This is a genomic window from Psychrobacillus sp. Z16_25 (assembly GCF_056856695.1).
This window is the reverse complement of sequence record NZ_JBXEOV010000034.1, coordinates 1-8,818: the sequence shown is the minus strand read 5'-3', so window position 1 is coordinate 8,818 and position 8,818 is coordinate 1. Positions and strand designations below refer to the sequence as shown.

Below are 8,818 nucleotides of genomic sequence, written 5' to 3'. Positions count from 1 at the left end.
GGGATCACCATGTCCCAACCAGCCTAATCATGTGTTAACAAGTAGAGGGCGAACAGTTTAGTTGTCGGGATCAAGTCACACGGGGGCGTCCGTTCTACCCGGGCTACTATCAATCTATAAATTGAATAAAAAATAGTCAACCAGATTTCTCTGGCTGACCTTATAATACGACTGGGGCGTTAGTTGAATATTCACTCTCCGAAATAATCAATCTTTATTATAAAAACCAAAATTAATCTGTTGGATAAGAACCCATTTTGATCAACCTTTTGTCAAAATGGGTTCTTATTATTTATTGTGAAATTTGGGATTGGGAGGTGCTTATGATCAAACTTTATTTTAAAGCTACATTAATTCAATCAACATATAGAAAGGAGGTTACAGCAATGAGTGATAGAGCCATCGAAAAGACAGTAGTAATACCGTTTTTGTAATGAGCAAGGAAGCGAATATATCGACTAAAAGACTACTAGTACATAATGCTATATTAATTTCTTAAAAATAGGAAAAGACCTAAGTTCGAAGGGGTGATATAAAGCTTTAGTGGTGCGGATTTTCCCAACTAAATCTTATATCTTTCGAACTGATAGATTACTACAATAAACTTAGTAAGAAAATTCTAATAATTGTGGAGGTGAGCGGTGAAATATATATAAAGATTTGGCGATTTGGCAGTGAACACTTTGCATTTTGGGGAAAGAAAAATTCAAATGGGGGTATTGTAGTATGAAAAAATTGTTTGGAAGTTTATTAGTACTATTAATGGTATTTTCCATGGTTAGTACCGCTTCAGCTGCAACAATCTATTGGCCAACATCTTCAAAGAGAGTTACTTCAGAATTCGGAGAAAGAATCCACCCAATTACCGGAGTTAAAACAATGCACTATGGTATGGATATTGGACCTCTAACAGCAGGTGTAGGAGGAGATCCAGTTAAAGCAATGCATAATGGAGTAGTAGCTTCGGCGGGTTATCACAATTCTTATGGAAATGTTGTCTTTATTAACCACACTGGAGCAAATCAAATGAAGTTATCAAATGTCCAAAGTCGTTATGCCCATTTAGAATCTATATCTGTTAGCTTAAATCAAGCAGTCAGTGGTGGGACTCAAATTGGAAAAATGGGGAAAACAGGAAATGTAACTGGGGTACATTTACATTTTGAAACTATAAGTTGCCCCACTTCAACATGCTCAGATATTTCTAATACTGACTTTTACAATCCAAGAATTTGGTATACAAATGATCAACCAATGAAATTTGAACCACTACCACTAATTGATGAAAAGGTTGAGTTAACTCATAGTGACGATTTAAGTATTGACAGCCCTAATTACCATTCTTTTGAAGAGTTAGCAAAGATGACTCCGGAAGAATTGATCGAAATAGGCTATCCAAATCCTTATGAAGACTTTAGTAAATATCTTAACTAAAAAAGCCTCCCCATTGAGGGGGGCTTTTCTATTTTCACTCCAATTCTCAGATGTGACTATTTCGCATTTTGTATCATCTTCTGAACCTCTGCATTTTCCATGATTTCTGGTCCCGCATAAAAAAAGTATAAATAAAGATCTTGGTAAGGTACATTAGTGGTTGCCTTTAATATTTGATTTGTCTCCACTGAATAAATGAAGCGGTCATTATCAGATTGATCACTAAACTTAAATCCATCATAATCATTAAATAAACGGTCAAAGTGATTTTTATCTACTTTCTTAAGTAGGACACTAACTAATTTGTCTTCGTAGAAGTAAAATCTGGCACTACCATCAAAATCCATGACATAATCCGCACCACTGCCATCTTCTTGTTGGATTGTATAATTCTCACCGAATTGTTGAATTATTTTTTCTTGAGAGTCACCTAATGTCAATTCATCAAGATATAGGATGCCGCCTTGATTAGAAAATGTAGGTATCAAATCAGAATGCGTTTCTGTAGGGGGCTGTTGTTCGGTTTTCGATGTAGTTGTAATCTGTTCTTTATCAAAAGAGATAACATTAATGACAAATAACATGGCACTTAAGGTTATTACAATGGATATCGCTAAATATCGCCATTTTGGTTTTGATGTTCTCGTTGGTTCTTCAAGTTCTCGTATTACGTTTTTCATAACCCGTTGTTTACTTTCGGATAAATTCTTCACTTCAGACGGAATGTAATTGTTATTCATTTAATAGAACCTCCCATTGAATTCCTTTCAGTTGATTTCTTAATAATTCTCTCCCACGACTTAATCGAGTTTTTACTGTACTCTCAGATGTAGATAAAACCTGGGCTATTTCTGTAATAGTCATCTCATTGAAGTAATAATGAACTAAGACTTCCCGCTGCTTTAATGGCAATTCTAAAATAGCCTCACCTATTATTTCTTTTTCGTCTTTCCTGATCAATTCATCTGAACTCTTTTTACCATTAGGGGAAAAGAACTTATTTGTTAGTTGGACCTTCTTATGGGTCCAGCTTTTTAAGTAATCTTTACTCTTGTTCACAGTCATTTTAGTTAAATAAGCCTTTATCTCTCCACGTTCTTCATAATGCGATTGATGATGATAAAATTTTATAAAAACTTCTTGCACAATATCTTCAGCAGCTTGAAGATCCCTAACATAACCATAAGCTAATCGTATTAGCGGTTCTGTATATTGAAACATTAATTCTTTTAAGTAATAAGTGTTCAAAATATCCTTACTCCTTTCTTTAACTAATAAACGATTCCCAAGTCTATAAAGTTTGGATTTTCAAATAAATATATCTTATTGAAGGTTATATGAATAGGAATAATTACATCTATTATGTTGGCTTTTTCCATGTGTTAGGAAAGTAGATTTAATTATTAATAAAAATTTCTAGCTATCGATAACCGATATTATCGATAGCTAGAAATGGTAGAATCAAGAAGCAAGCCTATGGTAAAATAGAACAAAATGCGAACAGTCAAAAAGACACCATTTAAAAAGAAAAAACTCCAATTCCCTATTAGAGGAAAAAAATATTGAGGAGGAATCATTTATGGAGCACAACCCGATCACCATCCAACCATCGACGGCCTTGTCGGCGGACGTCCAGCAGCTGCATCAACAGGCGGAGGTCCATCTGACGAACTCCAAGGCAGCGAACACGAAGAGGGCCTACACGTCCGACTGGCGGCTCTTCACCGACTGGTGTGCCACACATGGCCTACAAGAGCTGCCGGCGACCCCCGAGACCATCGCCTATTACCTGACGTTCCTCGGTTCCTCCCACAAGGCCACGACGATCAAACGGAAGATGGCCGCTATCTCGCAGCGCCACAAGTCCGCGAACCTGGAGAGCCCGACGAACCACCCCCTGGTGCAGGGGGTGTGGCAGGGAATTCAACGGACCATCAGGACAAAGGAAGTCGGAAAAGATGCCTTATGGTTAACGGACTTAAGACAAGTGGTTGGTATTTTGCCGAACAATCTAATGGGGATCCGGGATCGTGCCCTATTGGTGATCGGATGGGCAGGTGCCCTTCGGAGAAGTGAACTGGTGGGGATAGATGTGGAACACATGAGGTTCACTGCGGATGGATTGGTACTCACGATCGAGCACAGTAAGACGGACCAGCAGGGGGCGGGACAAGTCATCGCACTTCCCTATGGCAGCAACCGTTCCACGTGCCCAGTACGGTCGGTCCAGGAGTGGCTGTCCGCTTCGGGCATCACCAGTGGTCCACTCTTTCGCCGTATGGACCGGCATGGGAACCTGTATGAACGCTTAACGGCACAGTCGGTACGATTGATCGTGAAGAAGAATTGTGAGGAGGCCGGACTTCCATCGGCATCTTATGGGGCACACAGTCTGCGCAGTGGTTTTTGTTCGACTGCAGCAAAGGCTGGGAAAAGTGAGCATCAGATTATGCGTCAAACTCGACACAAACAATCCAGTTCACTGCAACGTTATATCAAACATGGGACTATTTTTGAGGATAATGCAGCTAGTGGGATAGGGTTATAGATGAATAACCTGTCTAGGAAGCAACAAATAAAGAAAAAAACAAAAAACAAACCAATTAAAAGGCTAGATTTCACTGTATAAAAAGAAAAAACAATGATAGCACAAAGGTATTAATATTAATTAAACAAATTCTTATATTCTTGAATTACTTGAGGTTCATTCTTTGACTTTCTAATTCTTTTTTTATATATTCATGCGTTTTTGAAGAGTCATAGTTAATTTCCTTGTACCATGTATGTGGATTATCTTCTAAATCTAATTTCAGATTCGTTAATAGAGATGTTAAAATGGAAATATTTAGTTCTAATTCTTTGATGCTTTCCTCGGATAATTCCTTTTCCTTATTTTTTAGCTCGCGGAATTGTTCTTCTAACAAATCCATCTGAGTAGAAATTTCCGACATGTTATTTCTTTCAAGAGATATGGATAAATAATTTATTTGATTAATAAAATGTTGTAAAGATTCTTTTCCTTGAGGGCTCTCTATTGAATCAAGCCAATACTCAATAGAAGATTCTTCGTTTAGTAGACTTAAAGATTTTGTAATCAAATAATTATATTCTGTTCCTATCCTAATTTTTAGATTGTCATTTTCTTGGTAAATTTTATAATTTATAAAGAACATTGCCATCAATAAAACTATCAATGTATAAAAAATTATCAATTGCTTTCTATTCATATCTTGTCACCTACCTATTTAAAATTTGATTTAAAACGATTCCTTTGTAAATACCGGAATCATCTTTCGAGCCTTCAAGTTTAAAATTTAATTCTTTAGTTTCTATTGAAGCTAAGAAGCTTTTTCTGTTACTTCAAATAATCCGTTAGCAGATATACCATCTGTTTCGAAATACTCAACTGTGTAGGTATCTGCTGTTTCTGATAAGATTTTAGAATCATAGTTTACATGATCAAGTAACCCTTGGTTATAAATATTAAGTTTTGTTTCATTAGCACTTGCTTCAGCAAAGGTATTTATCGGAAGAAGAGTTACAAACATTGTTAGAGCCATTAACAAAGAAATCAATTTTTTCATTTTTCATCCCCCCTATAATAGTTGAGTGTTTCCTCTTTTTTTAGCATAACCTCCTTTTCAGTTTTTTTCGCACTACGGGGTTCCCTTTCTTAAAGTATATATTTTACATTTTTCTCTTCATAGTTAATCTTGTTGGGAAAGTGTGTTGTGTTTTACTCCTAAAAAAACTATTATTCACCACTCTATTTCCATTAAATATTACATTTACAAACAAAATGTTAAAATAGTATAATAATTGTAATTATTCGAAACAATTTGGAAGGTGATTGCTATAATAGGCTCATTAATAAAATATGAAAGGACAGCACAATCTTTAAAACAGAGCATTTTAGCAAAAGGAATTTGTACTTCTTCATATTTAAGTAAAATAGAAAACAATAAAACTGTACCTAGTTCCGAGATAATTACATTATTACTTCAAAGATTAAAAATAGATTTAATTGAATTTAGTGACTACGAAGAGGAAAAATTTATTTGTGAATTAAATCAAATCTATAAAGATTCCATTATTAATAGAAATAAAGCTTTGTTAAAACCATATATCTCATCTACGAGAAAATATAAGTTTAGGCATAAAAAAAACTTTATTTTATATCACCTATACTTATTCCGATTCAGTTTAATCCTTGAAATGGAAGAACAAGAATTATACCCACTAATATCCATTATAGAGTCCTTAATATCTTGGTTTGATGATAAGCATCGATATTTATACCATTTGAACATGGGCATATTTGAATACTTAAATAAGTCTTACGAAAAAGCTTTTTTTCACTTAAACCAGTCGTTTAATATTTTAAATACGCTTTCCATTACAGACTGGGAGTTGGCAGATTTCCACAATATTTTCTCTCTAACTTATTTTGAAAATGGAGACTTTAAAAATGCCATTAAACATGGAAATCTATCTCTTAATTTTTATCTTCACGATTTAATCTTACATCGAGCAATAGATAGCTATATCGTTATAGGGAATGCCCATAAAAATCTTGAGAATTTTACAGAGTCTGAAGAATATCTCTCAAAGGCTCATAAATTAGCAATAGAATTAAACTTAAATACTTATATTGGGATGATTCAACAAAACTTAGGTTCCCTGTATTCAGTACAAAATAAATCATCTGAGGCAATTGAGCATCTTCTTCTAAGTATGGAAGCAAAGAATAACGGCTGTTCGGCAGAAAGTAAATTAATTACTGTGTTTTCATTAGTAAAAGAATATTTTAAGGTTGAAAAACTAGAAAAATCACTCGAATGGTGTTTTAGGGGACAAGCAATAATAGAAACTGCCCCATACTTAACATTTAAAAACTATCAATTACATCTTTGTGTTTATAAGAATACAATTTTAAAAAGCAAGGAATTAGAATTAATTTTAAAGGAGTGTATTGACTACTTTACAGAAAATAAGGATTTATTAACAGCACAAAAATATTCATTACAGTTAGCTGATTATTATTTTTCTTTGAGAAGTTACAAATTAGCAGCACTGCAGTACCGCAATTCATTAACATTAAATAATAAAGGACGGTAGATACTATGAAAATGAAAAAAGGCTTCGTCATTACTCTTATTATGATAAATATTTTTTTAATGCCAATAAACGTTTTTGCCGGAGATGATGAAAATCCAAGGCCAACAGAAAATCCTATTCAAAATTGAACTGGGCTTGAAGGAAGAATCATTTCTAGAGCACAACCCGATCACCTTTCAGTCATCGACAGCCTTGTCTGCCGATGACCAACAGTTGTATCAACAGGTGGAGTTCTATCTGACCAATTCCAAGACGACCAACTGGAAGAATCCCCTCCACGTCCGACTGGAGTGTTGGCGCCCCCCTAGACCAACGCACTACTGCATGATATTCCTTGGTTTCTCCCGCAAGGCCTCGACTATCAAACGGAAGTCTGGAGACCGGTAGAGTCCGCCGGTTATGTCCTGGTTCAGGGGTTGATGAAACGTATCTTTTTCAATTTTTGACAGAAGAGGTTGATTAAATAAAAAGAGGCGTGATTGCCATCTGCAATCACGCCTCTTTTTTAACAAGAAGTAATTCCTTGAATAATGCAACTAATTTTTAGTATAGGATTGTATCCACCACTCCGATAAGTCAGATACGTATTTCGATTTTTTTAGCGTTTCCAATGTTGTAAATCGAGGGTTTCGTACACCCATACCATATGGGGTTAACTCGATTGGTTGTTCTAATGGGATAGGTTCCCCTAAAGTGAATCTATATCTATTATTGTCTAGTAATTCTCGACCTATAATTTCTGCATAATGAGTGATTTTTGAGAGAGGCCTTCCCACATAAACAGTTACATGGGTTAAGTTAGGAACTCTCCACGACGCCATAGTAGCTTCCCACGTACGATTTTTTAAAAAATGTTCTTCAAAGCTTTCATAAGAATTAGAGGAAACAATTATTGTATCCGCTACTTTAGGCGCTGCGTCCTCCTGATTTTTTTCTTCATCTTGAATAAAATCTTCTGTTTCGATTTTTACGTTTAAATCATCTAAACCGTTAAGATATGCTTCGTAATACGCTTCAATGGCATTAGATAAGATATCTGATTTAGTAACAGGTAGCCCTGACACTTCATACTGGGTTTCCAACAATTTGTTGTTGTCACTGATCTTATTTATCTTCTCGATTACTTCATTGGATAAAGAGAAAGTGACGTTTTTAGTAACGACCCCTTCTTCTAAGAATGCTTGACGTAATTGACTTGCAACAAACTGCTTCATCCAATAACTAATTGTATTTTTTCCCATAATAATATCCCCTTCCTTTGTTATTATAATACTAACACAAATATTGTTTGAAAACAATAAATATTTTTAACAAACAATAAAAATAATATTTTTTTAAATACACAACTTTATCCAATAGCAAAACCATATTGGGAACATGAAGTGATAAGTAATAAAAGGTCATCTTGAAGATGGATTTGAAGCAATACAATTAGCCGTCGCCGAAGTTCGTACCCAACTTGTAGGGGATAGATGTGGAACACATGTGGTTCATTACCGATGGATTAATGTTAATGATTGAGTACAGTAAGACGGACCAGCAAGGGGCGGGACAAGTCATCGCACTCCCCTATGGCACAACCGTTCCACGTGCTCGGTACGGTCGGTCCAGGAGTGGCTGTCGGCTTCGGGCATTACTAGTGGTCCACTCTTTCGACGTATGGACCGACATGGGAACTTGTATGAGCGTTTAATGCACAATCGGTGCGATTGATTGTGAAGAAGAATTGTGAGGCGGCCGGCCTTCCATCGACATCTCTGGCGCACACAGTCTACGCAGTGGTTTTTGTTCGACCGCAGCAAAAGCCGGGGAAGAGAGAGCGTCAGACCAGGCACAAGCAATCGAGCTCCCTCCAACGGTATATCAAGCATGGGACTATTTTTGAGGATAATGCGGCAAGTGGGATAGGATTGTAAACAAACTAACTCTCTAGGAGTCAAAAACCAACTACAGAATCTCTTTATCAACGAAGTTAGAAGTAACAAGGATTCTAGAAGATAATGTTAGATAAAAATACTCTGTTACAAGTTTATAATTTAACCTGCAATCTATTTTATGTTTAAATTAAATTGTAGGTAAAATTTAGGAGGGGTTAGATGGAGGGATTTTCAAATATAAACAATAAAACTAAAGCTTTGGTTAGAACTCACCTATGGGATGATATAATTGCTAGTCAAAGAGCAGTATCAGACTCACTCAGGTCTCCAATCAATGATATACTCGCCAGTCAAAGAGCATTATCGGACTCACTCAGGTCTCCAATCAA

8 protein-coding genes are annotated in these 8,818 nt (G+C 35.8%); 3 read left to right on the top strand and 5 right to left on the bottom strand.

The window, feature by feature from the left end:
* Positions 1–726: 726 nt before the first annotated feature.
* On the top strand, positions 727–1,434 hold the full coding sequence (locus tag AC1VU3_RS17480; RefSeq protein WP_482984177.1) for a M23 family metallopeptidase: 708 nt from the start codon (positions 727–729) through the stop codon (positions 1,432–1,434).
* 56 nt (positions 1,435–1,490) lie between these two features.
* Here the strand turns inward: AC1VU3_RS17480 and AC1VU3_RS17475 are convergent, their stop codons facing one another.
* Together AC1VU3_RS17475 and AC1VU3_RS17470 are read right to left on the bottom strand one after the other, a co-directional pair.
* Positions 1,491–2,174 (bottom strand): hypothetical protein, encoded by a 684-nt coding sequence (locus AC1VU3_RS17475; protein WP_482984176.1) that lies wholly within the window; start codon positions 2,172–2,174, stop codon positions 1,491–1,493.
* On the bottom strand, positions 2,167–2,682 hold the full coding sequence (locus AC1VU3_RS17470) for an RNA polymerase sigma factor (protein ID WP_482984175.1): 516 nt from the start codon (positions 2,680–2,682) through the stop codon (positions 2,167–2,169). Before AC1VU3_RS17470 ends, AC1VU3_RS17475 begins: the two co-directional genes overlap by 8 nt.
* Positions 2,683–3,013: 331 nt before the next feature.
* Between AC1VU3_RS17470 and AC1VU3_RS17465 the strand changes: the two genes are divergently transcribed.
* Positions 3,014–3,982: a tyrosine-type recombinase/integrase gene (locus AC1VU3_RS17465; protein ID WP_482984174.1), complete on the top strand. Its 969-nt coding sequence runs from the start codon at positions 3,014–3,016 to the stop codon at positions 3,980–3,982.
* A gap of 145 nt (positions 3,983–4,127) precedes the next feature.
* Here AC1VU3_RS17465 and AC1VU3_RS17460 read toward each other — a convergent pair whose 3' ends face one another.
* Positions 4,128–4,661 carry a hypothetical protein gene (locus AC1VU3_RS17460; RefSeq protein ID WP_482984173.1) on the bottom strand — a complete coding sequence of 178 codons (534 nt, stop codon included), beginning with the start codon at positions 4,659–4,661 and terminating at the stop codon, positions 4,128–4,130.
* 111 nt (positions 4,662–4,772) lie between these two features.
* A complete protein-coding gene (locus AC1VU3_RS17455) occupies positions 4,773–5,018 on the bottom strand; it encodes a hypothetical protein (RefSeq protein WP_482984172.1) in 246 nt (81 codons plus the stop codon).
* A 262-nt stretch (positions 5,019–5,280) separates the two neighbouring features.
* Here AC1VU3_RS17455 and AC1VU3_RS17450 point away from each other — a divergent pair, with 262 nt between their 5' ends.
* A complete protein-coding gene (locus AC1VU3_RS17450; RefSeq protein ID WP_482984171.1) occupies positions 5,281–6,552 on the top strand; it encodes a helix-turn-helix domain-containing protein in 1,272 nt (423 codons plus the stop codon).
* Between the two features lie 536 nt (positions 6,553–7,088).
* On the opposite strand, the gene AC1VU3_RS17445 is transcribed toward AC1VU3_RS17450, so the two are convergent.
* Positions 7,089–7,793: a hypothetical protein gene (locus tag AC1VU3_RS17445; protein ID WP_482984170.1), complete on the bottom strand. Its 705-nt coding sequence runs from the start codon at positions 7,791–7,793 to the stop codon at positions 7,089–7,091.
* Between the last annotated feature and the right edge of the window lie 1,025 nt (positions 7,794–8,818).